We start from the raw sequence: 21,637 nt of genomic DNA, 5'->3' as shown, positions 1-21,637 counted from the left end.
CGCCAACTGTCATTTATATCCCAATATACCCAAGTGCATTGAAGCCATCCAGCGGTATCACACGTACAGTGGCGCTTCGTCCATTGCCTCCACCTGCGCATGCAGCAACTGGGTTTGTTCCTGCCAGTAGGCATCGCTGCCGAACCAGGGAAAGTGGATGGGAAAGATCGGGTCATCAAAGCGGCGGGCGAGCCACGCGCTGTAGTGGATGAGGCGCAGGGTGCGCAGCGGCTCGATCAACACCAGCTCGCGCCGGTCAAAGGGCCGGAACTGCTCGTAACCTTCAACCAGGGTGGAGAGCTGGGCTGCCTGCTGAGCCCGGTTGCCTGACAGCAGCATCCACATGTCCTGCACCGCCGGTCCGGTGCGTGCGTCGTCCAGATCCACAAAATGCGGGCCGCCGCCCGCCTCATCGGGGGGCACCCACAGCACGTTGCCAGGGTGGCAATCACCGTGCAGGCGCAGGGTCTGGCAAGGACCTGCGGCAAAGTGGCCGGTGGCATTGCCGGGGTCCATGATGTGGCGGATCTTTCCGATGGCGCGCAGGCAGGCATCGCTCCATGCGTTGCGCTGTGAAGGGGCAATGGCCTGGTGGCGCATCAGCCAGTCGTGGGGTTCCAGACCGAAATCGTGCACATTGATGGCCGGGCGCGAAACAAAGGGCTGGGCTGCGCCCACGGTATGGATGCGGGCCAGGAACCGGCCTGTCCACTCCAGCACGTCCCAGTCATCCAGATCGGGTTGACGCCCGCCGCGCCAGGGCGATACCGAAAAGCTGAAGCCTGCGTGATGGTGCAGGCTGGTCCCGTTCAGGACGAGGGGCGCTACCACCGGTACTTCGGCATCGACCAGTTGCTGCGAGAAGGCATGCTCCTCGGCAATCTGGTCGTCGCTCCAGCGGCCGGGGCGGTAGAACTTGGCGACCACCTTGCGGCCATCGTCCAGCCACACCTGGTAGACGCGGTTTTCATACGAGGCCAGCGGGTTCATCCGGCCGTCGCCCATCAGGCCCACATCTGCCAGCGCATCCAGCACCACATCGGGCGTGAGTGCAGCGTAGGCATGGAGCGCCTGGCCAGCGCCGGTGGCCGCAGCCGTGTCCAGGGCGGCAGGTTGGGTGTCATCATCAAAATGGTGGGTGTGCATGGCAGCCATTGTCTGCCGACTGGCTGGCCGTGGCTGTAATCCGGGGTGTGATCAACGGGATTGCTGAGAAATAGCGCTTTTGCGCAATGCCATCTATCGAAGATTGCTATCAATTTCGATGTTTCTGGTGAATTTTCCGGCGCATTCAGGCTGTCAAAGCACGGCCCGCGCAGTCCGCCATTCCCGTCAGACCGCACGGATTGCGGAGCAACCGCGTATCCTTGGCGGTTCTCTATGAACCAATTGCACTTGTTTTTGCCCTGCGCCGCCGGCGTCGAGGGCTTTTTGGCCGACGAAGTCCACGCCATCACCGGCGCTACGGGGCAAGACCTGCTGGTAAGCCGGGGCGGCGTGATGCTGCGCGGCATGTGGCGCGATGCCATGCTGCTCAATCTGCACAGCCGCCTCGCGCAGCGTGTGCTGGTCGAGCTGTCGCACAGCATGTACCGCAACGAGAATGACCTGTACCGCGCCGCCAGCGAAGTGGCCTGGGAGATCTGGTTCTCCCCCAAGGAGACGTTCAAGATCGAAGTGACGGCCCAGCACAGCCCGCTGACCAGCCTGAACTTCGCTGCGCTGCGCGTGAAAGACGCGATCGCTGACCGCTTCCGCACCAAACGCAATGGCGTGCGCCCCAGCGTGGAAACGCACCACCCCGATGTGCGCGTGCACCTGCACCTGACCACGGATGGCGCCACCATCTACATCGACACCTCGGGCGAGGCGCTGTTCAAGCGCGGCTGGCGCGAAGACAAGGGCGACGCGCCGCTCAAGGAAACGCTGGCTGCAGCCATGATTGCCGCCAGCGGCTGGGACCCGCACGGCGATGATCCCCAGCCGCTGTACGACCCCTGCTGCGGCAGCGGTACCGTGGTGATCGAGGCCGCACAGATCGCACGGCGCATTCCCGCCGGCATTCTGCGCCGCTTTGCATTTGAGAAGCTCGTGCCGTTTCAGCGCCATGTCTGGGAAGCCATGCTGGATGAAGCGGAGGCAGCCATCCTGCCCGAAAGTCCGGTAGGCATCTACGGATCGGACATTGCTTTCCGCATGGTCGACTTTGCCCAGCGTAATGCCGAGCGTGCAGGTGTGGCTGGCTCCATCCAACTGCGCGGCGGCGATGCACTGCAGCGCATGCCCCCGAGCGATCAGCCCGGCATGATGCTGCTGAACCCTCCCTATGGCGAGCGCATTGCTGCCGCCGGCAGCGCTGGCCGCAATGCGCAGGAGCGCATGGGTCAGGTGGCGCAGGTGGGCCGAGAAACCGCGCAGACCGAGGACGGCGGGGAGTTTTTCAGCCAGTTGGCCAGCCACTGGAAGAAGAACTACAGCGGCTGGAGCGCCTGGATGCTCACGCCCGACCTCAAGCTGCCCGGCAAGATGCGGCTCAAGGAATCGCGCCGCACGCCGATGTGGAACGGCCCCATCGAGTGCCGTCTGTTCCGCTTCGACATGGTCAAGGGTACCGTCAAACCGCGCAAGAATGAGAGTGATCAAGGCGCCCCGGAAGGCTCTGGCGCATGAAAATCGTGCTCAAGTGGCCCGCCTGCAACGATGGCTATGCAGGCCCGCTGCCACGCCCCGTGGTGCTAGACACCAACGTGGTGCTGGACATGCTGATCTTTGACGACCCGCATATTCCGCCCATCCGTGAACTCGTGGCCCAGGGGCATCTGCGTTGGATTGCCGACCAGGCCCAGCGCACCGAGCTGGAGCGCGTGCTGCATTACAGCCAGATCGCGCCGCGCGTCAGCTTCTATGGCAAGACCCCCGAAGGCGTGATGGCAGCCTTCGATGCTGCGGTGCAATACGTGGCAGAAGCGCCCAAGATCCGCTTTACCTGCACCGACCCGGACGACCAGCACTTTCTGGATCTGGCCAGCCAGCACCAGGCACTTCTCGTCAGCAAGGACAAGGCCGTGCTCAAGCAGCGCAAGCGGGTGGCGACCTATTACGGAGCGACGGTGGGCAATATCGTGCAACTGGAGCCAGTGCCCGCCCCGGCGTGACCATTGCATTGCGCAGCATGGCAGGCGGTGCGGCATACACATCCGCTCTGACTTCTCTGGCGTGCATAAATTTTTGCAGCATGCCGCTGTTGCGCTGCAACCACCCAGGCCATAGCCGGTTTTGGGGCGGCAGAGGGTGTGAATGCGGAAGTGGCGCTAGCATAGACACACTTTCGTGCACAGGGACGGCCCTGTAACAGCATCGTCGCGATGCGCACTACCGCCAGGACGGCCTGGCCATTTCACACGACAGGAGTGCAATATGGCTTGGTTTGCTTTGCTGGTGGCGGGCGTTCTGGAAGTGCTGTGGGCTTACACCATGAAGCAGTCGCACGGTTTCTCCAACCTCAAATACAGCGCCGTCACCCTGGTGGCGATGGCTGCCAGCTTCGGGCTTCTCGCCTATGCCATGCGCAGCCTGCCGCTGGGCACGGCCTACACCATCTGGACGGGCATCGGCGCGGTCGGCTCGTTCATTGTGGGCGTGCTGGTGCTGGGTGAGGCCCTGTCGGCCATGCGCATGACGGCGGCGGTGCTGATCGTGGCGGGATTGGTGCTGATGAAGATATCTTCCAGCTGAAACGGCAGAGGGCGCTTTCCCATAAAGCGCCTGTAGCTCTCTTTTGTATAGCATTTCCAATGGGTGAGGCGCATCGCGGCTCTGCGGCGCATCAGGTGCAAACCAGACGCAGACCTGGTGCAATTGTGCAGGCTGCGACAATGGCGGGATGACCGACGCCTCTATTTCTGCAATGGCAGCGCAACGCAAGCATGCGTCGCGGCTGACCACCTTGGACAAAACCCGCATTGACGACACGCGCATCAAGATCGTGCGCCCGTTGCTCACGCCTGCGCTGCTGGAGGAGTGGCTGCCGATCCCGGATGAGGCATCCCATCTGGTGGAATCGAGCCGCGCCGCTATCTCGCGCGTTCTGCATGGGCAGGATGACCGGCTGATCGTGGTGGTGGGGCCTTGCTCCATCCACGACCACGATCTGGCCATGGATTACGCCCGCCAGCTCAAGCTGCAGGCCGATGCGTTGAAGGACGATCTGCTGATCGTCATGCGTGTGTATTTCGAGAAGCCTCGCACTACGGTGGGCTGGAAGGGCTACATCAACGATCCCTACCGCGATGGCAGCTTTGCCGTCAACGAGGGACTGGAGCTGGCGCGCCGCCTGTTGCTCGATGTGCTGGCGCTGGGCCTGCCTGCGGGAACGGAGTTTCTCGATCTGCTCTCGCCGCAGTTCATCAGCGACCTGGTCAGCTGGGGCGCCATCGGTGCGCGCACCACCGAGAGCCAGAGCCACCGCCAGCTGGCCAGTGGCCTCTCGTGTCCCGTGGGCTTCAAGAACGGCACCGATGGCGGCGTGAAGGTGGCAAGCGATGCCATTCTGGCAGCACAGTCCTCGCACGCCTTCATGGGCATGACCAAGATGGGCCAGAGCGCCATCTTCGAGACGCGCGGCAACCAGGATTGCCACATCATCCTGCGTGGTGGCAAGGCGCCCAACTACGACGCAGCTAATGTGCAGGCGGCTTGCGAGCTGCTCGAAAAATCGGGCCTGCGCCCGCAGGTGATGATCGACCTGTCGCACGCCAACAGCAGCAAGCAGCACCGCCGCCAGATCGACGTGGCCGCTGATGTGGCGCAGCAAGTGGCTGGTGGCGATCAGCGTATCACTGGGGTGATGATCGAAAGCCACATCCACGAAGGCCGGCAGGACATTGTGGACGGGCAGGAGCTGCAGTACGGCGTGTCGCTCACCGACGCCTGCATCAGCATGGAACAGACGATTCCCGTGCTGCAGCAGCTGGCGCAGGCGGTGCGCGCACGCCGGAAGATCTGAATGTAGACGGGTTGTGGCGCTGAGGGAGAAGACAATGCCGTCTTCTCTTCTCTCTGGTATCGCTTCTGTCGCTGCTGTTGCGGTTAGCGCTGGGCAGCGCCCACCATGATGACGGCCATGCCCGCCAGGCACAGCGCCACGCCTGCGGCATCCCAGGCGCTGGGGCGCACGCCATCCACCAGCCACAACCAGGCAATGGCCACGGTGACATACACGCCGCCATAGGCTGCATACACGCGGCCGGACGCCGTGGGGTGCAAGGTCAGCAACCAGACGAAGGCGCACAGCGACAACGCCGTAGGCAGCAACACCCACACAGGCGCCTTTTCCTTGATCCACAGGTAGGGCAGATAGCAGCCCACGATTTCGGCAATCGCGGTCAGAACGAACAGGGCGGTGGTGGTCAGGAGTTGCATGGGCCGGCAAATTCTGGAAGGCGCGCGGCCAGATCGGCGTCGCGCCGGGCCAGCGTATGCAATTGTGCAAAAGCGGTCCTGGCTGCCACCGTCACCTGCGAGCCGCAGGTCTGCAGGTAGGCGTCCAGAAAGGGCTGCGCTGTGTCGGCGAGGGCGAGCCACGCCGGAGCACAGGCCAGCAGCGCGTGGCATCCCATCTCGCTGCGGCCGAGTTGGCTGATGGCCCACAGCGCCGATTGTGCTTCCACGTCGTCCAGGTCGGCATGGTCCTGCACCAGCAGATCCAGTGCCTGCTGCTTGTCGGCATCGGGGACGGCGGGGTCGGCAAACAGGCGCCCCAGCTCTGCGATGACGGGGACGCGCGATGGAAGGCCGTGGTTGTTCAGGCTCATGGGCAGGAAATTTTGCAGGGGCTCCCTAGGGCAAGCCATGGGAATGAAGGACGCAAATTCCGATTAGAATTTTGTGAGACAAAAGTCTCGTAATTGATAATTTTTTGACGGATTTATGAACTCTGACGCGGATGGAAAGCTGGTCAGCGCCCTGGTGCGCGGTATCAGCATTTTGCAATGCTTCAACAACAAGCGCCAGGAACTCAGCGGCAAAGAGCTGATGGATTTGACGGGATTGCCCAAACCTACCCTGTTCCGCCTGACGGAGACACTGTGCGAGTTGGGCCTGTTGCGCTATTCCGAGCGCCTGTCCAAATACGTGCCGGGTGTGGCGCTGCTCAACCTCGCCTCACCCGTGCTGGCGCGGATGACGATGCGGCAGTTTGCCCGCACGCAGATGGAGGAACTGGCCAACTACATGGGTGGCCAGATCCAGCTGAACGTGGGCAGCGGCCGCGAACTGGTGCTGGTGGAGCTGGCCAAGGGCATTGAAGACAAGCTGTTCGCCCCGGAGATCGGCGTGGGCATTTCGCTCTCGCGCACCGCCACGGGCCGCGCCTATCTGCTGGCCTTGCCGCAGGCGCAGCGCGAAAGTTATCTGGCTGACCTGGCGGCACGCGATGCAGAGCGCGCCACGCAATTGCGTGCGCGCCTCGACGATGCCCGGCGCGATTTGGCCGAACATGGCTTTTGCCGCAGCCACGGCGATCTGCACCGAGAGATCCAGTCGATTGCCGTGCCGCTCTCCAAGCCGCAGGACGGCGAGTACTGGGTATTTGCCGCATCGGTGCCTTCGTACAACCCCAAGAGCGGCCACATGGAAACCGACATTGGCCCACGCCTCATCACGCTGGTGCGCTCGGTCGAAGCAGTATTGGGCGGTACAGGGGTGTGACGGCGCAGTGCTATTGATTTGATATTGATTGTGCCCGCCAGAAAAGCGCTACAAGGCATTTTCATAAGAATATGGAGACAGCATGAAAGTACTGGACAGCATCAAGGTTCTGGAGATCGGCGGCCTCGGCCCCGGCCCGTTCTGCGCCATGCACCTGGCCGACCTGGGGGCCGATGTGATCTCCGTCGTGCGCGAGGAAAAACATGCCGCCCCCACGGGCAATCTGCTCAACCGCGGCAAGCGCTCGGTATTTGCCGACCTGAAGACGCCTGAAGGCAAGGCTCTGGTGCTGGCCCTGGTGCAAGACGCTGACGTGCTGATCGAAGGCATGCGCCCGGGCGTGATGGAGCGCCTGGGCCTGGGCCCGGCCGAATGCATGGCAATCAACCGCCGGCTGGTGTATGGCCGCATGACGGGCTGGGGCCAGAGCGGCCCGCTCAGCCCCCGGGCCGGGCACGACAACAACTATGCGGCGCTGTCTGGCGCTCTGTGGGGCTGCAGCCCGGCAGATGCGCGCCCTGTGTCGTCGTTCGCCATGGTGGGCGATATCGGCGGCGGTGCACTCTACCTGATGACGGGCTTGCTGGCGGGCGTCATCAACGCGCGCCAGACCGGCCAGGGCACGGTGGTGGACGCCGCGATTGTGGATGGTGCCGCCCACATGCTGAACCTGGCGCTGAGTGCCCGGCAAAAGGGCGTGGTCACCGACACGCGCGGCACCAGCATCCACGACAGCGCGCCTTTTTATGAAACCTATGTCTGCGCTGACGGCGCCCACATCACCATTGGCAGCATCGAGCCGCAGTTCTACACCTTGCTGCTGCACACCTTGGGCCTGGCGGATGATGCTGATTTTGCGACTCCTCAATGGGACCAGGCCGCCTGGCCCCGGCGCCGCGCGCGCCTGCAGACCATCTTCATCACCCAGCCGCGCAGCCACTGGCAGCAGGTGTTCGAAGGCACCGATGTATGTTTTGGCGCGGTACTGAGCCCGCTGGAAGCGTCGCAACACCCCCACATGCAATCGCGCAGTGTGTATGGCGAGCAAGGGGGCGTTCTGCAGGCCGCGCCTGCGCCGCGCTTTGATGGCGCCGCCTACGCCACCAACGCCATGTGCGCGGCAGGCGCGCATACCGAAGCGGTGCTGGCGGCGGTGCAGGCCGGCGATGCGCGCGGCGCCTGGCGGCAAGGATGAAGCGGATTGCCATCAAAAACAATGTGCCAGCGCATACTGAGCGGGCACTGGCGGCCGTTTGGGCACCAACCTGCAATGCAGGCCGTAATGCGGTACAACAGGCACTTGAACGCGTTCCTGCTGTTCTCACCCCTTGCATCGTCGCCGCACCATGAGCATCGCCGTCTTCTACCTGCACAACACCAACCCCGACACAGCGGGCGAAGCCAACTGGCAGCCCCGCTGCATTGCCTACACCGATCAGCAGATGAGCGAGGCCCTGGCGCAGTGCCAGGCATTGCGCAGCGATGCGCGCAATGCGCATGTGGTCATCTCGTCGGAGCTGCGCGACATGGTGGGCAAGATTGGTGTGGCTGCAGTCGAAGGCGGCCAGACGCCCGATGGCCAAACCTACGACTGGAGCAAGGCAGGCCGCGCGGGCAACAGCCGAAAGAACGCCATGGAGCCGCCCAGGCAGCGCAAGGACATGGATTCCTGAGCGCCGCTGTTCCTATCGTCTTTTGCTATCAAAAACAAAGTGATGAATGCCGCAGATATTGCGCGCGCGGCTGATTGATCATCCAAATTTGCACATCTTGCCCGGCGCGGCACGCCCCCACTCGGCTATCGCCACCCGGGCGCCACCTGAAAGCACTAAAATCAAGGGTTTTGACCGCTTTGCGGGCTAAGAACGTGTTTACGATCTCTACGCAGCCGCGTTGGAGTGCAATCGGGATGAGTTCTAAGGCCGCAGTGCTTGCATGCAGCTGGGCCATGCCGCCATGTGCCGTGGAGCATAGGCGTGGGGCGGCGAACTGTATCACCACCAGATTCTCATGTTGACCTTCCAACAAATCATCCTGAAGCTGCAGCAGTACTGGGCCGACCAGGGCTGCGCGCTCTTGCAACCCTACGACATGGAAGTGGGCGCAGGCACCTCGCACACGGCTACCTTCCTGCGCGCCATTGGCCCCGAGCCCTGGAAGGCTGCGTATGTGCAGCCCAGCCGCCGCCCCAAGGACGGCCGCTATGGCGAAAACCCCAACCGGGGCCAGCATTACTACCAGTTCCAGGTGGTGCTCAAGCCTGCGCCAGCCAACATTCTGGATCTGTACCTGGGATCGCTCGAAGCCCTGGGCTTTGACCTGAAGAAGAACGACATCCGCTTTGTCGAGGACGACTGGGAAAATCCCACCCTGGGCGCCTGGGGCCTGGGCTGGGAAGTCTGGCTCAACGGCATGGAAGTGACGCAGTTCACCTACTTCCAGCAGGTGGGCGGCATCGACTGCAAGCCCGCAACCGGCGAAATCACCTACGGCCTGGAGCGTCTGGCGATGTACCTGCAGGGCGTCGAGAACATGTACGACCTGGTCTGGACGGTGGATGCCGATGGCCGCAAGCTCAGCTATGGCGATGTGTTCCACCAGAACGAGGTGGAGCAATCCGCGTACAACTTCGAACACTCCGATGCCGATTTCCTGTTCACCGCCTTTGCCGCGCACGAAAAGCAGGCCAAGCACCTGATGGAGGCACAGCTGGCATTGCCCGCCTATGAGCAGGTGCTCAAGGCCGCCCACACCTTCAACCTGCTGGATGCCCGTGGCGCGATCAGCGTGACCGAGCGCGCTGCCTACATTGGCCGCATCCGCAACCTGGCACGCGCAGTGGCGCAAAGTTACTACGACAGTCGCGAGCGCCTGGGCTTTCCGATGGCGCCGCGCGAATGGGTTGCACAGATGCCTGCCAAGGCTGCTGCCTGATTCCGTATCTGTAAGCCGCGTCCATGCCCACCATCTTCACGCATGTTGCCGTCCCGGTTGCCGCAGCGCTGGCACTGGGCAGCCGCCGTGTGCCGCCCAGCATGCTGCTGGTAGGGTGCCTGGCCGCCATCGTGCCGGATTTTGATGGCATCCCCCACCAGTTTGGCTGGCAGGGGCTGGGCATGTGGGGCCACCGCGGCTTCACCCATACCGCCCTGTTTGCTGCGCTGATGGGCCTCATCGGTCTGCTGCTGGCCAGGTGGTGGAAGGTGCCGCGCATTGCTGGCTTTGCGTGGCTGTTTGCCTGCACCGTGTCGCACCCCCTGCTGGACATGATGACCAGCGGCGGCAGTGGCATTGCGCTGTGGTGGCCTTTTACCAGTGAACGTTTTTTCAGTCCGTGGCGGCCGATTGCCGTGTCGCCCATCCTGGCGGACCGCTTTTTCTCGCAGCGCGGCATGCAGGTGATGGTCAGTGAACTCTACAGCGTATGGTTCCCACTGCTGACCATCGGCCTGTCTATCTTTGCGTTGCGTCATACCCGGAAATCCTGATGACTTCCTCTCCCAATCTTCTGGTCGAACTGTTTGTTGAAGAGCTGCCCCCCAAGGCGCTCAAAAAGCTGGGTGAAGCATTTGCCCAGGTGCTGCTCGCGCAACTGCGTGCGCAGGGTCTGGCGGGCGACGCCTCGCAACTGACGGCCTACGCCTCGCCACGCCGCCTGGCTGCCCACATCACCGATGTGCTGCCCCGCGCCGCCGACAAGCAGGTTTCGCAAAAACTGATGCCCGTGACCGTGGGCTTGACAGCCGACGGCCAGGCCACGCCCGCGCTGCTCAAGAAACTGGCCGCACTGGGTGCCGATGCCGCCGCCGTGCCTCAACTCAAGCGCGCGCCGGACGGCAAGGCCGAGGCACTGTTCTACGACAGCACCGTGGCTGGCGCCACCTTGGCCGAAGGCCTGCAGAAGGCGCTGACCGAAGCGATTGCCAAGCTGCCCATCCCCAAGGTCATGACCTACCAGCTTGAAAGCAACTGCGATCTGCCCGGCTGGAGCAGCGTGCAGTTCGTGCGCCCCGCGCACGGCCTGGTGGCGCTGCACGGCTCGCAGGTGCTGGAATCCATCGAAGCCCTGGGCCTGAAGGCGGGCAACACCACGCACGGCCACCGCTTTGAGGCACTGGCCGACCCGGTGCTGATCGCCAACGCCGACAGCTATGCACAGACCCTGGCCGAGCAGGGTGCCGTGATTGCCAGTTTCGATGAACGCAAGGCCACCATCGCCCGCCAGCTCAAGGAGGCTGCCGAGCGTGTGGGCGGAGGCGTTCGCGCCATTGAAGACGAAGCATTGCTGGACGAAGTGACCGCCCTGGTCGAGCGCCCCAACGTACTGGTTTGCCAGTTCGAGAAGGAATTTCTGGACGTCCCCCAGGAATGCCTGATTCTGACCATGAAGGCCAACCAGAAGTACTTCCCGCTGCTGGACGCTGCTGGCAAGCTGACCCACCAGTTCCTGGTTGTCAGCAACATCAGCCCCGCAGACGCGTCGGCGGTGATCGGCGGCAACGAGCGCGTGGTGCGCCCGCGCCTGGCCGATGCCAAGTTCTTCTTTGACCAGGATCGCAAGAAAACGCTGGAATCGCGCGCGCCGCTGCTGGCCAAGGTGGTGTACCACAACAAGCTGGGCACGCAGGGTGAGCGCGTGCAGCGCGTGCGCGCCATCGCCAAGAGCATTGCCCAGCAACTGGGCGCCACGGCACTGGGCAAGCAGGTGGACCAGGCTGCATTGCTGGCCAAGACCGATCTGGTGACCGACATGGTGGGCGAGTTCCCGGAACTGCAAGGCACGATGGGCCGCTACTACGCGCTCAACGACAAGCTTGACGTGGCCGTAGCCGATGCCATCGAAGACCACTACAAGCCCCGTTTTGCCGGCGACGAGCTGCCGCGCGGCGAGGTAGGCGTGATCGTTGCGCTGGCCGACAAGCTGGAAACCCTGGTTGGCATGTTCGGCATCGGCAACCTGCCCACCGGCGACCGCGACCCATTTGCACTGCGCCGCCATGCGCTGGGCGTGATCCGCATGCTGGTGGAGAAGGACTTGCCGCTGGACCTGGACACCCTGCTGGTCAGCACGCTGCCTGCGTTTGGCGACAAGATCGAAGACGCAACGCCAGCGCTCTCCGACTTCATTTACGACCGCCTGGCTGGCAGCCTGCGTGAGCAAGGCTTCAGTGCGCAGGAAGTGGACGCTGTGCTCGCCCACCGTCCGCAGCGCCTGGCCGATGTGCAAAAGCGCCTGGAAGCCGTGCGTGCCTTTGCCGCCTTGCCCGAGGCGCCAGCCCTTGCTGCGGCCAACAAGCGCGTGGGCAACATCCTGAAAAAGGCGGACGCCCCCGTCAGCCCCAATGTCAGCGAAGCCGTGCTGCAGGAGCAGGCCGAAAAAGACCTGTACGCCGCCTTGCAGACCGTGGCCCCCAAGGCCCATGCCCAGTTTGCTGCGGGCGACTACACCGCCAGCCTGCAGACTCTGGCCGCCTTGCGCACCCCGGTCGATGCCTTCTTCGAGCACGTGATGGTGAACGCGGAAGACCCGGCGCTCAAGGCAAACCGCCTGGGCTTGCTGGCAACCCTGCACGATGCGATGAACCGCGTGGCCGATCTGTCCCGTCTGGTCGCCGCCTGATTCTCTGGGTACACTGGTTCCCAGCGGGTCAGAAGCCTGCTGCCGCCCGTGCGGCGGCAGGCAACAACGATGAGGGCTGACGCCAGCCAGGATGCGCAACGGGCCGAGCCATGGGCGCCGTCTGTTGCCGGATCCGGATTTGCGGAGGTCGGTACAACAAGGGGACGGTTATGAAACTCGCCATCATCGAGCGCGACGGCATCGTCGGCCAGCCGGTCACGGGCCAGCTCACTGGTCACCACGACTGGCATGTACTGCCCGATGCCGCCAGCGGCATTGCACGGCTCAACCTGTCGGGCTGGCATGTAGTGCTGGTGGCCAACCAGCCCGGCTTGGAGCGCGGCCTGTACGATTGCGCTGCACTCAACGACTACCACCGCCAGATGTACAAGGACTTGGCCATGGTGGGCGCCAAGGTCGATGCCGTCTTCTTCTGCCCGCACGCCCCAGAGGACCATTGCGACTGCTGGGCACCACAGGCCACCTTGCTGCGCCAGATCACGGAGCGGTTCAATACCGAGGCCGGCAAGGTTGCCGTCGTGGCGCGCAGCACCGAGCTGTTGCAGGCGGCTGCCAGCCTGGGCGCCTGCCTGCACTGGATTGCGCCGGCCGATGCGGCCACAGCACACCCGCAATGCCCATCGGCTCAGGCCGCGCAGCACGCCACTCTGGCGCAGTGCACCGAGGTTCTGCTGCACTGGCAACCGCCCAAATCCCCGTCGCAGCTGGCTGCCGCATAAACCGGCTGCTGTATCAAAGGCCAAAGACAAGCCCCGCATGGCGGGGCTTGTCTTTGAAGCAGGTGCTGCTTTACTTGCGCATGGCGCGCGACTGGCTGTGCACTGCTTCGACGAGTGCCGCCACATGCTCGGGTGGCGTGAACTGGCTGATGCCATGGCCCAGATTGAAGATGTGCGTGGGGCCGGTGGTGGTGCTGTCGGTGTGCGGCTTGCCAAAGCTGCGGAGCACGGACTGCACCTGCTCCGCAATGCGCTCGGGCGGGGCGAACAGCACGTTCGGGTCGATATTGCCTTGCAACGCCTTGCCCGGGCCACCCACTGTGCCACCAACGACAGCGCGCGCATGGCCCAGGTTTGCCGTCCAGTCGAGGCCCAGCACTTCGCAATCGAGTGCGTTCATGTCCTGTAGCCAGATGCCGCCGCCCTTGGTGAAGACGATGCGGGGCACGTCCTGGCCATCGGCGCCGTGGCGCTTCAACTGGCTGAGTACACGTTTGGTATAGGCCAGGCTGAACTGCTGGAACATGCCGTCGGCCAGCACGCCGCCCCAGCTGTCAAAAATCATCACGGCCTGCGCGCCCGCGTCGATCTGCGCATTCAGATACGCCGCCACGCTGTCGGCGTTGATTTCGAGGATGCGGTGCATCAGGTCGGGGCGCGCATACATCAGCGATTTGACCTGGCGGTAGTCGTCGCTGCCCTTGCCCTCGACCATGTAGCAGGCCAGCGTCCAGGGGCTGCCGGAAAAACCGATCAACGGCACACGGCCATCAAGCGCGCGGCGGATGCTGGTGACGGCATCGAATACATAGCGCAGCTTGTCCATGTCGGGCACGGCCAGTTCTGCAACTGCCGCCTCGTCGCGCACATTTCTCGCAAAGCGTGGGCCTTCGCCTTCGGCAAACGACAGGCCCAGGCCCATGGCATCGGGAACGGTCAGGATGTCGGAGAACAGGATGGCCGCGTCGAGCGGAAAACGCTCCAGCGGCTGCAGGGTGACTTCGGTTGCATAGTCCACATTCGTGGCCAGGCCCATGAAACTGCCCGCCTTGGCGCGCGTGGCCTTGTACTCGGGCAGATAGCGGCCAGCTTGGCGCATCAGCCACAGGGGCGTGTAGTCGGTGGCCTGGCGGCGGCAGGCGCGCAAAAAGGTGTCGTTGTGCAGGGGGGCAAAGGTCGTGCTCATGGCCTGATTGTCGCCCAGTGACGCGAGGCCGCCGGGGAGAACCTGACTGTGGGTACCGCCTTCACGGTATAGGGCTAATCGCTGTGGCCTGCACTTGGGGTGCCGTAGAGGCGAAAGGCCCATTTCAGCCCGGTGATAGAATTGCGCATCGCCCTGAGAATCATTTCTCCAGGGCGTTTCGTTTCGGAAGGTGCTCGCCTTGGCGAGTGAAACGGGAACAAGGTGCGGTCGATCGACCCAGGCCTTGGCTGCCCCCGCAACGGTATGCAGGAAAACACCCCAGGCAAGCGCTCTGTGCGCTTGCAGCCACTGGATCGGCGTGTGCGCTCCAACATGGAGCGCTGCACGCTACCGGGAAGGTGGGGTTTGGGTCCGAGATGGATCGCCTGCGAGCCCGGAGACCGGCCCGCCGATGTTCACAGCGCATGCTTTTGGGTGCATGCGCTGGCTTTCTACTGTCTGCGGGGTGCGGATGGCGTTCTCGGTACCAGTTTCGGTTCGTGGGTTCGGCCATCGCTTCAGACAGCGGATGTTCTGGGTGCGGCGCGATGCACGGCCTTTATTTTTCTTTCCCTCTCCTGCGGCGCACGGCCTGTGGCCTGCTGCTGTCTCCGGCGGCCGTTCTGGCGCAGCAGACCCTGACCGAGGTGGTCGTCACTGGCAGCCGCAATGAGGCGCCTACACTGGACACCGCACGCCGCTCTGCAACGGCGTCACACGTTGATGTGCCCACGCTGGATCTGCCCGCCAGCGTGAGCGGCGTGTCGGCCGAGCAGATCGATGAGCACGCTGACCGAGGTGCCGCTGAAGCGGTGACGCGGACCGTGGGCCTGTCGGCTGCTGGCACGCCGGGCAATGGCGGGCTGGCGTTTGCGAGCCGGGGCTTCTATGGCGTCAATTCGGTAGGTGTGGCCGAAGACGGCATCACGCTGGGCGTGGGCTCGGGAACCATCAGCTACCCGTCGGACACCTGGGGTTATGAACGCTTTGAAGTATTGCGCGGCCCCGCGTCACTGATGTACGGCAGTGGCACCATGGGCGCCACAGTCAATGCCATCCGCAAGCAGCCCAGCCGAGAACGCTCCACCGAACTCTTGCTCTCGGGCGGCAGCCATGGCACTGCGCGCATGGGCCTGGGCAGCACCGGAGCCCTGAGCGATACGCTGTCCTACCGTGTGGACGCCTACGGCGCGCGCAGCGACGGCGACCGAGCCTTCGACAACAGCAAGGGCGGCAAGCTGATGAGCGCGCTGCGCTGGCAGCCGCGTGGCGATTTCACGCTTGATCTGACGGCCGACATCAGCAGCCAGGCGCCATCGCGCTACTACGGCACGCCGACCATCAATGGCCGTGTGGCGCGCGAGCTGATCGGCACGGGCTACAACACCGAAGACAGTGACATCCATTACCGCGACAAACGCTTCAAGGCCAAGGCGACCTGGCAGGTCAACGACGCGCTGGCTGTACGCAACGAGCTCTACCACTTTGGCGCCGACCGCCACTGGAAGAACATAGAGGCCTATGACTACAACCCGGTCGCGGGCACGGTGGCACGCTCGGATTACCTCGAGATTGGCCATGCACTGCAGCAAAACGGCAACCGCCTGGCGCTGGACTGGAAGAGCAGTGCACACCAGGTGGCCGTGGGCTGGGATGTGTCCCAGGCCAACTTCCGCAACACCAGCAATTCTCCATATACGGGTAGCTCCGTCGTCTCTGCATTCGATCCGGTGCCGGGCACATGGATCAGCCCCGATCCGTACCTGCCGCGCATGGGTTCGACCTTGCGACAGAACGCGCTGTACATTGAGGATGCCTGGAAGATCAACGAGCAGTGGTTGCTGATGGGCGGCATCCGCCGCGACTGGTACGAATTCTCGCGGCAGGACTTCGTGGCCAAGACGGGCTTTGACAAGGACCTGAATGGCACCTCGTGGCGCCTGGGGCTCACGCGCAAGCTGACCGCGCAGTCGAGCGTCTATGCACAGATGACTACCGGGCACGATCCGGTCATCAGCCTGCTGTCGCTGGCGGCCTCGCAGACCGGCTTTTCGCTCAGCAAGGGCCGCCAGCAGGAAGTCGGCTTCAAGCAGCAACTGGCTGATGGCCGTGGCGAATGGACGGCAGCGCTGTTCCATATCGCCAAGGGCGACATCATCACCCGTGATCCGGCCAATTCGGCTCTGTCGATCCAGGGCGGCAAGCAGTCATCGCGCGGGCTGGAGCTGACTGGCGCATTGCAGGCAAGCCCGGCGTTTCGCCTGGAGGCCAACGCCGCTTATACCAAGGCACGGTTTGACGAGCTGATTGAAGCAGGCGGCGTCGACCGCAGCGGCAATCGCCCGGCCAATGTGCCCAAGGTAACGGCCAACCTGTGGGGGCACTACCGCGAAGGCGGCTGGCGCACATCGCTCGGCCTGCGCTACGTAGGCAGCCGCTTTGGCGACAACGCCAACAGTGCTGGAAAACGCCTGCCGGGCTACACCGTGCTGGACGCCGTGGTGAGCTGGAATGCGACCCCTCAGACCACCTTCAGCCTGATCGGTCGCAACCTGACAAACCGCGTCTACGCCACAGCCGCCTACAACAGCCAATGGCTCGTGGGCGCCAGCCGCAGCGTGGAGCTGATGGCGCAGATGCGCTTCTGAACCATGCAACGAACCTTCCTGCTGCTACTGATCGCGCTGTGTGCCACGCCTGCATGGGCGCAAGACGCAAAGCGTTCCCCGGTAACTGTCAATGTCTGCGGCCAGCCCCAGACCTATGCCTCTGTGCCTCGCCGTGCCGTGACGCATGACGTGAACATTACCGAGATGTTTCTGTTTCTGGGGTTGGCCGACCGGCTGGTGGGATATTCCGGCATGTATGCAGGCAAAGATGCCAGCCCGCAGATCGTGCCCATATTGGCGAGGGTTCCCAATCTGTCGCCCCAGGGCATGAACTTGGAGAACATCGTCGCCGCGCAGGCCGATTTCGTCTTTGGTGGCTGGAGCTATGGTTTTCAGCAGGGCGGCGTCACGCCACAGTTGCTGGCGCGCTACGGCATTGCATCCTATGTGTTGACCGAATCCTGCATCCGTGTGCAAAAGCGCGCGGACGTGGCCTTGGAAGATACCTTTGTCGATATGGACAACGTGGCGCGCATTTTTGGTGTGCAGCGGCAGGTCGCGCCACGCATTCAGCAGTTGCGCGACGATCTGGCGCTGCTGCGCCAGCAGATGCGCGGCAATGCGTCGCAGCCCAGGGTTTTTGTTTTCGACAGCGGCGAGAAGATCCCCACCACTGTAGGCCGTTATGGCATGCCGCAGGCCATGCTGGAGGCGGCGGGAGCGCGCAACATCTTCGACGATATCGCCAGCAACTGGCCCAAGGGCAACTGGGAAGACGTGGTGCTGCGCGATCCCGAGTGGATCGTCATCATCGACTATGGCCAGCCCAGCGCCCAGGGCAAGATGGATTTTCTGCTGCAGAAAAAAGAGCTGCAGACGGTGAACGCGATCCGCAACAAGCGCTTTTTCGTGATGACCTATGCCGAAGCCACCCCAGGCCCGCGCAATGTGGAGACCGCCCAGCGCCTGGCCGCCGCATTGCACCCACAGCGGGAAATCACCGTGACACCGGTGCGCTTTCAGCCATGAAGACCTCGGCCTTGCCCTGGATGCTGGTGCTGCCTGTGCTGCTGACCCTGGCGGTGCTGGCGGGCGTCACCTGGGGCTCGGCGCAGCTGGACATGGGGCAGGTCTGGTCCATCGTGCAGCACCAGGTGGCGCAGGCGCTGGGCATGCAGACGGCGGAACCCGGCTGGAGCCTGCAGCAGTACCAGATTGTCTGGATGATCCGCCTGCCGCGTGTGCTGATGGCGGCGCTGGTAGGGGCTGGGCTGTCCATCGTGGGCGTGGTGATGCAGGCGATGGTACGCAACCCGCTCGCCGACCCGTACATGCTGGGCGTGTCGTCCGGTGCTTCAGTGGGGGCGGTGTCAGTGCTGGCCTGGGGCGTGTTTGCGGCGGCGGGGCTCTACGCGGTGACGGCGGGTGCATTCATCGGCGCACTGGTGGCCACCGTGTTGGTCTATCTGCTTGCGCAGCAAGGCGGACGCATTCCTTCGGCGCGGCTCATCCTGAGTGGCGTGGCCGTGGGCTACATGCTCACCGGACTGACCAGCCTGGTCACCCTCACCGCAGGCCAGCGCGACCTGGCCAATGCCTTGCTTACCTGGCTGCTGGGCAGCCTGGCGGGCACACAGTGGCAGGCACTGGGCCTGCCCGCAGGCATGGTTCTGGCCGGCATGCTGTGGCTGCTGGCGCAGGCGCGGCCACTGAACGCGCTGCTGGCCGGTGATGAGGCCGCCGCCACACTGGGCGTGGCAGCCGAGCGGCTGCGCCGGCAACTGTTTGTTGTGGTGTCGCTGCTCACTGGAACGATGGTGGCAGTGAGCGGTGCGATCGGCTTTGTCGGTCTGGTCATCCCGCATGTCACACGCATGCTGGTGGGCAGCGACCACCGGCGCGTACTGCCTGTTGCGGCGCTGATGGGTGCGGTATTTCTGGTGCTGGTTGATGGCGCGGCACGAACATGGTTTGCGCCCATGGAGATACCGGTTGGCGTCATCACGGCCTTTGTTGGCGGGCCGTTCTTCATTGCCATGTTGTGGCGCGGCGCCGTGCGGGAGGATCGTTGATGCTGCAGGCACAAGGTTTGCACTTTGCCGTAGGCCAGCGCGCCATCGTGCAGGATGCCGCGCTGCATGTGGGCGCAGGCGAGTGTGTGGGCCTGATCGGCCCCAATGGCTGCGGCAAGTCGACACTGCTGCGCATGCTCTACCGCGTGCTGCCGCCGCAACGCGGACAGGTGCGGTTGGAGGGGCAGGATGTCTGGCAGATGGATGCGCGTGCGTTTGCGCGGCAAGCCGCCGTGCTGGCACAGAACAGTGCGCCAGCCTTCGACAGCTCGGTGCAGGAGACCGTGATGCTGGGCCGCCTGCCGCACCAGGGACGTTTTGCCGCCGACAGCCTGCAGGACAGACGTGTCGTTACCGAGAGCCTGGAGCGTGTGGGCGCCGCGCAGCTTGCCGGGCAAAGCATGGCTACGCTCTCCGGCGGCGAGCGCCAGCGTGTGCTGCTGGCGCGTGCGCTGGCCCAGCAGCCGCGCCTGCTGTTTCTCGACGAGCCGACGAACCACCTCGACATTCGCTACCAGCTGGAGCTGATGCGGCTGGTGCGCAGCCTCCAACTCACCGTGCTGGTCGTGCTGCACGACCTCAATATCGCCGCCCAGTTCTGTGATCGGCTGTACCTGATGGAGGCAGGCGCGCTCGTAGCCAATGGAGCGCCGCGCGAGGTACTCACACCCGAAGCAATGGCGCGCGTATTTGGTGTGCGCGCCACCATTGATGACCACCCGGCCACCGGCCGACCCCGCATTGCCTACTGGATGGAGTGGGATGGACCATGACGACAGATGAATCCATTGCCATCGTGCTGCTGGGGCGCGGCGGTGTCGCCAGATCGACCACCGGCGAGCTGACGGAATTGGCACGGCAGCTATCGGCGCAATGGCCGGGTGTGCAGGTGCTGCCCGCCTTCGTTGACCGCTGGCAACCGGATCTGCCTGCGGCGCTTTCCACCAGTGCGGATGCCGGTGCGCGAACCATTGCCGTTGTGCCGCTGATGCTGCCGGACGAGGCTGCACTGCGCCGCTGGCTGCACAAGGTGACCATGCGCTGGCTCGCCAGCCGGGGTGATGGCGGACCTCGCCTTGTCTTTGCCGAGCCGCTATCGCAGACCGTGCCGCTGCCTGCACTGCTGGCCCTGGCTGTGCGCAACGCGCTGACGCACCAGCCCGATGTGCCTGCCATGGTAGGTGATGAGGACTGGCAGCACGATCCCAAGGGCTGGTCCAGCGTGCCGGAGCATACCCACCACGCGCTGTGGTGTACGGGGCCGCGCTGTGCGGCAGCAGGGGCGGTGGCGCTGTGGCCTGTGCTTACCAGTGTCGTCAATGACACGCCTGCCTTGAAGAAATGCGTGCGTCCGCTGCAGACGAGCTGCCAGTATCCCTGCAATCACGGACCGCTGATGATTGTTTACCCCGAAGGCGTGTGGTACGGACCGCTGGATGCGGACGGCATCCGCCACGTGCTCACCCGCCATGTGCTGCATCGCGAAGTGGACCCGGCGCTGCGTGTGCATGGACCACCGCAGATTGATCAGAAACCATAGCAGTTGGCGATTGATACGCAAGCATTTCAAATAAAAACGATTTGAAGCCCTCATCCCTAGAGCGCGATCCGCTATCCAACTTCACCTCTCAGGAGTTCACACCATGCAAACCACCAAGATTCCCGCCACCATCGTCACCGGCTTTCTGGGCAGCGGCAAGACCACGCTGATGCGCCATATCCTCGAGAAGGCCCAGGGCCTGCGCGTGGCAGTTATCGTCAACGAGTTCGGCGAGCTGGGTATTGACGGCGAAATCCTCCGTACCTGTGCCATCGGTTGCAAGGACGAAGGCGGCGCCGACGCGCCCGAAGGCCAGATCTACGAACTGGCCAACGGCTGCATGTGTTGCACTGTGCAGGAAGAGTTCTTCCCGGTGATGAAGGCCTTGGCGGAGCGCCGCGCCGATATCGATGTGTTGCTGATCGAGACCAGCGGGCTGGCCCTGCCCAAGCCGCTGGTGCAGGCCTTTCAGTGGCCGGAGATCGCCAGTGTCTTCACCGTGGACTCGGTGGTGACCGTGGTGGACGCGCCCGCAACTGCGGCTGGCCAGTTTGCCCATGATCCGCATGCCGTTGATGCGCAGCGCCTGGCAGACCCCAACCTCGACCATGAAGCCAGCCTGCACGAGTTGTTTGAGGACCAACTCTCTGCCGCCGATCTGGTGGTGCTCTCGAAGGCAGACCTGGTCTCGCCGGAGGAATTGGCGCAGGTGCGTGCCCTGGTGGCTGATGAGGTGCCGGCAGAGGTCAAGATGGTGGAGGCCGTGCAGGGTAGCGTGCCGCTGTCCGTGCTGCTGGGCCAACAGCGTGCGGCAGAAATCCATATCGATGCACGGCACTCCAACCATGACCACGACGAAGAGCATGACCATGACGACTTCGATTCGCTGTTCATCGACCTGGGGGCTGTGGACCGCGAACGCCTGATGCAGGCGCTGCAAGGCATCGTGCAGCAGCACGCGGTGTTGCGCGTCAAGGGCTTTGCTGCTTTGCCGGGCAAGAAGATGCGACTTCTGGTGCAGGGCGTGGGGCGGCGTTTCGATGCCTACTTCGACCGCGCCTGGAAGGAGGGCGAAGCCCAGGCAACGCGGCTGGTGTTCATCGGCAAGGGGCTGGATGCAGGGCTGCTGCGCACGGCGCTGGCTGCAGCGGAAGTCTGAACC

The 21,637-nt window shown here is 63.8% G+C and carries 21 protein-coding genes and 1 riboswitch; of the genes, 17 read left to right on the top strand and 4 right to left on the bottom strand.

Annotated elements, in window-relative coordinates; translation table 11 throughout:
- Window positions 1–57: 57 nt before the first annotated feature.
- Window positions 58–1,146, bottom strand: coding sequence for a serine/threonine protein kinase (locus LAD35_RS18855; protein ID WP_224150470.1), 1,089 nt, complete (start codon window positions 1,144–1,146; stop codon window positions 58–60).
- A gap of 234 nt (window positions 1,147–1,380) precedes the next feature.
- Here LAD35_RS18855 and LAD35_RS18850 point away from each other — a divergent pair, with 234 nt between their 5' ends.
- The 4 genes from LAD35_RS18850 to LAD35_RS18835 all read left to right on the top strand — a co-directional run bounded on the left by LAD35_RS18850 (window position 1,381) and on the right by LAD35_RS18835 (window position 5,005).
- On the top strand, window positions 1,381–2,670 hold the full coding sequence (locus LAD35_RS18850) for a THUMP domain-containing class I SAM-dependent RNA methyltransferase (protein WP_224150469.1): 1,290 nt from the start codon (window positions 1,381–1,383) through the stop codon (window positions 2,668–2,670).
- Complete coding sequence (locus LAD35_RS18845; protein ID WP_224150468.1) at window positions 2,667–3,155, top strand: putative toxin-antitoxin system toxin component, PIN family; 489 nt, start codon at window positions 2,667–2,669, stop codon at window positions 3,153–3,155. The genes LAD35_RS18850 and LAD35_RS18845 overlap by 4 nt, the downstream gene beginning before the upstream one ends.
- Before the next feature lie 262 nt (window positions 3,156–3,417).
- Window positions 3,418–3,735 (top strand): DMT family transporter, encoded by a 318-nt coding sequence (locus LAD35_RS18840; RefSeq protein ID WP_184704138.1) that lies wholly within the window; start codon window positions 3,418–3,420, stop codon window positions 3,733–3,735.
- A 148-nt stretch (window positions 3,736–3,883) separates the two neighbouring features.
- Window positions 3,884–5,005, top strand: a complete 1,122-nt coding sequence (locus LAD35_RS18835) for a 3-deoxy-7-phosphoheptulonate synthase (RefSeq protein WP_317986718.1) — start codon at window positions 3,884–3,886, stop codon at window positions 5,003–5,005.
- 83 nt (window positions 5,006–5,088) lie between these two features.
- On the opposite strand, the gene LAD35_RS18830 is transcribed toward LAD35_RS18835, so the two are convergent.
- Together LAD35_RS18830 and LAD35_RS18825 are read right to left on the bottom strand one after the other, a co-directional pair.
- The gene (locus tag LAD35_RS18830) at window positions 5,089–5,421 is read right to left on the bottom strand and encodes a YnfA family protein (RefSeq protein ID WP_224150467.1); all 333 of its coding nucleotides are present in this window, start codon (window positions 5,419–5,421) and stop codon (window positions 5,089–5,091) included.
- Window positions 5,409–5,813: a hypothetical protein gene (locus LAD35_RS18825; RefSeq protein ID WP_224150466.1), complete on the bottom strand. Its 405-nt coding sequence runs from the start codon at window positions 5,811–5,813 to the stop codon at window positions 5,409–5,411. Before LAD35_RS18825 ends, LAD35_RS18830 begins: the two co-directional genes overlap by 13 nt.
- Before the next feature lie 115 nt (window positions 5,814–5,928).
- Between LAD35_RS18825 and LAD35_RS18820 the strand changes: the two genes are divergently transcribed.
- The 7 genes from LAD35_RS18820 (at window position 5,929) to LAD35_RS18790 (ending at window position 13,068) form a co-directional block, all read left to right on the top strand.
- Complete coding sequence (locus tag LAD35_RS18820) at window positions 5,929–6,708, top strand: IclR family transcriptional regulator (protein ID WP_224150465.1); 780 nt, start codon at window positions 5,929–5,931, stop codon at window positions 6,706–6,708.
- Between the two features lie 82 nt (window positions 6,709–6,790).
- On the top strand, window positions 6,791–7,903 hold the full coding sequence (locus tag LAD35_RS18815; protein ID WP_224150464.1) for a CaiB/BaiF CoA transferase family protein: 1,113 nt from the start codon (window positions 6,791–6,793) through the stop codon (window positions 7,901–7,903).
- Between the two features lie 151 nt (window positions 7,904–8,054).
- Entirely contained in the window at window positions 8,055–8,381 is a 327-nt protein-coding gene (locus tag LAD35_RS18810; protein WP_224150463.1) for a hypothetical protein, read from the top strand.
- Window positions 8,382–8,718: 337 nt separating this feature from the next.
- On the top strand, window positions 8,719–9,642 hold the full coding sequence (gene glyQ / locus LAD35_RS18805) for a glycine--tRNA ligase subunit alpha (RefSeq protein WP_224150462.1): 924 nt from the start codon (window positions 8,719–8,721) through the stop codon (window positions 9,640–9,642).
- A gap of 23 nt (window positions 9,643–9,665) precedes the next feature.
- Window positions 9,666–10,196 carry a metal-dependent hydrolase gene (locus LAD35_RS18800; RefSeq protein ID WP_224150461.1) on the top strand — a complete coding sequence of 177 codons (531 nt, stop codon included), beginning with the start codon at window positions 9,666–9,668 and terminating at the stop codon, window positions 10,194–10,196.
- The gene (gene glyS / locus LAD35_RS18795; RefSeq protein WP_224150460.1) at window positions 10,196–12,328 is read left to right on the top strand and encodes a glycine--tRNA ligase subunit beta; all 2,133 of its coding nucleotides are present in this window, start codon (window positions 10,196–10,198) and stop codon (window positions 12,326–12,328) included. Before LAD35_RS18800 ends, glyS begins: the two co-directional genes overlap by 1 nt.
- A gap of 170 nt (window positions 12,329–12,498) precedes the next feature.
- Window positions 12,499–13,068: a histidinol phosphate phosphatase gene (locus LAD35_RS18790; protein WP_224150459.1), complete on the top strand. Its 570-nt coding sequence runs from the start codon at window positions 12,499–12,501 to the stop codon at window positions 13,066–13,068.
- 70 nt (window positions 13,069–13,138) lie between these two features.
- Here LAD35_RS18790 and hemE read toward each other — a convergent pair whose 3' ends face one another.
- Window positions 13,139–14,254: a uroporphyrinogen decarboxylase gene (hemE, locus tag LAD35_RS18785; RefSeq protein ID WP_224150458.1), complete on the bottom strand. Its 1,116-nt coding sequence runs from the start codon at window positions 14,252–14,254 to the stop codon at window positions 13,139–13,141.
- Window positions 14,255–14,425: 171 nt separating this feature from the next.
- A riboswitch (cobalamin riboswitch) is annotated at window positions 14,426–14,678 on the top strand.
- 124 nt (window positions 14,679–14,802) lie between these two features.
- On the opposite strand from hemE, the gene LAD35_RS18780 reads away from it, so the two are divergent.
- The 6 genes from LAD35_RS18780 (at window position 14,803) to cobW (ending at window position 21,634) form a co-directional block, all read left to right on the top strand.
- Entirely contained in the window at window positions 14,803–16,902 is a 2,100-nt protein-coding gene (locus LAD35_RS18780; protein ID WP_224150457.1) for a TonB-dependent receptor, read from the top strand.
- A gap of 3 nt (window positions 16,903–16,905) precedes the next feature.
- Window positions 16,906–17,892, top strand: coding sequence for an ABC transporter substrate-binding protein (locus LAD35_RS18775; RefSeq protein WP_224150456.1), 987 nt, complete (start codon window positions 16,906–16,908; stop codon window positions 17,890–17,892).
- Window positions 17,889–18,935, top strand: coding sequence for a FecCD family ABC transporter permease (locus tag LAD35_RS18770; protein ID WP_224150455.1), 1,047 nt, complete (start codon window positions 17,889–17,891; stop codon window positions 18,933–18,935). The genes LAD35_RS18775 and LAD35_RS18770 overlap by 4 nt, the downstream gene beginning before the upstream one ends.
- Window positions 18,935–19,708, top strand: a complete 774-nt coding sequence (locus tag LAD35_RS18765) for an ABC transporter ATP-binding protein (RefSeq protein WP_224150454.1) — start codon at window positions 18,935–18,937, stop codon at window positions 19,706–19,708. The genes LAD35_RS18770 and LAD35_RS18765 overlap by 1 nt, the downstream gene beginning before the upstream one ends.
- Window positions 19,705–20,475 carry a (2Fe-2S) ferredoxin domain-containing protein gene (locus LAD35_RS18760; protein WP_224150453.1) on the top strand — a complete coding sequence of 257 codons (771 nt, stop codon included), beginning with the start codon at window positions 19,705–19,707 and terminating at the stop codon, window positions 20,473–20,475. Before LAD35_RS18765 ends, LAD35_RS18760 begins: the two co-directional genes overlap by 4 nt.
- Window positions 20,476–20,578: 103 nt before the next feature.
- The gene (gene cobW / locus LAD35_RS18755; protein WP_224150452.1) at window positions 20,579–21,634 is read left to right on the top strand and encodes a cobalamin biosynthesis protein CobW; all 1,056 of its coding nucleotides are present in this window, start codon (window positions 20,579–20,581) and stop codon (window positions 21,632–21,634) included.
- The last annotated feature ends 3 nt before the right edge of the window (window positions 21,635–21,637 follow it).

The sequence above is a fragment of the Comamonas odontotermitis genome, from assembly GCF_020080045.1.
Taxonomy (GTDB): domain Bacteria; phylum Pseudomonadota; class Gammaproteobacteria; order Burkholderiales; family Burkholderiaceae_C; genus Comamonas; species Comamonas odontotermitis.
This window is presented reverse-complemented; position numbering and strand designations above follow the sequence as displayed.

Bases quoted from the DNA above. Each gene is read 5' to 3' on its own strand.
- LAD35_RS18830 (WP_224150467.1), bottom strand. From the start codon at position 5,421: ATGCAACTCCTGACCACCACCGCCCTGTTCGTTCTGACCGCGATTGCC.
- LAD35_RS18820 (WP_224150465.1), top strand. From the start codon at position 5,929: ATGAACTCTGACGCGGATGGAAAGCTGGTCAGCGCCCTGGTGCGCGGT.
- LAD35_RS18800 (WP_224150461.1), top strand. From the start codon at position 9,666: ATGCCCACCATCTTCACGCATGTTGCCGTCCCGGTTGCCGCAGCGCTG.
- LAD35_RS18825 (WP_224150466.1), bottom strand. From the start codon at position 5,813: ATGAGCCTGAACAACCACGGCCTTCCATCGCGCGTCCCCGTCATCGCA.
- LAD35_RS18855 (WP_224150470.1), bottom strand. From the start codon at position 1,146: ATGCACACCCACCATTTTGATGATGACACCCAACCTGCCGCCCTGGAC.
- glyS (WP_224150460.1), top strand. From the start codon at position 10,196: ATGACTTCCTCTCCCAATCTTCTGGTCGAACTGTTTGTTGAAGAGCTG.
- cobW (WP_224150452.1), top strand. From the start codon at position 20,579: ATGCAAACCACCAAGATTCCCGCCACCATCGTCACCGGCTTTCTGGGC.
- LAD35_RS18835 (WP_317986718.1), top strand. From the start codon at position 3,884: ATGACCGACGCCTCTATTTCTGCAATGGCAGCGCAACGCAAGCATGCG.
- hemE (WP_224150458.1), bottom strand. From the start codon at position 14,254: ATGAGCACGACCTTTGCCCCCCTGCACAACGACACCTTTTTGCGCGCC.
- LAD35_RS18770 (WP_224150455.1), top strand. From the start codon at position 17,889: ATGAAGACCTCGGCCTTGCCCTGGATGCTGGTGCTGCCTGTGCTGCTG.
- LAD35_RS18845 (WP_224150468.1), top strand. From the start codon at position 2,667: ATGAAAATCGTGCTCAAGTGGCCCGCCTGCAACGATGGCTATGCAGGC.
- LAD35_RS18775 (WP_224150456.1), top strand. From the start codon at position 16,906: ATGCAACGAACCTTCCTGCTGCTACTGATCGCGCTGTGTGCCACGCCT.
- LAD35_RS18780 (WP_224150457.1), top strand. From the start codon at position 14,803: ATGCACGGCCTTTATTTTTCTTTCCCTCTCCTGCGGCGCACGGCCTGT.
- LAD35_RS18840 (WP_184704138.1), top strand. From the start codon at position 3,418: ATGGCTTGGTTTGCTTTGCTGGTGGCGGGCGTTCTGGAAGTGCTGTGG.
- LAD35_RS18810 (WP_224150463.1), top strand. From the start codon at position 8,055: ATGAGCATCGCCGTCTTCTACCTGCACAACACCAACCCCGACACAGCG.
- LAD35_RS18790 (WP_224150459.1), top strand. From the start codon at position 12,499: ATGAAACTCGCCATCATCGAGCGCGACGGCATCGTCGGCCAGCCGGTC.
- LAD35_RS18815 (WP_224150464.1), top strand. From the start codon at position 6,791: ATGAAAGTACTGGACAGCATCAAGGTTCTGGAGATCGGCGGCCTCGGC.
- LAD35_RS18765 (WP_224150454.1), top strand. From the start codon at position 18,935: ATGCTGCAGGCACAAGGTTTGCACTTTGCCGTAGGCCAGCGCGCCATC.
- LAD35_RS18760 (WP_224150453.1), top strand. From the start codon at position 19,705: ATGACGACAGATGAATCCATTGCCATCGTGCTGCTGGGGCGCGGCGGT.
- glyQ (WP_224150462.1), top strand. From the start codon at position 8,719: ATGTTGACCTTCCAACAAATCATCCTGAAGCTGCAGCAGTACTGGGCC.
- LAD35_RS18850 (WP_224150469.1), top strand. From the start codon at position 1,381: ATGAACCAATTGCACTTGTTTTTGCCCTGCGCCGCCGGCGTCGAGGGC.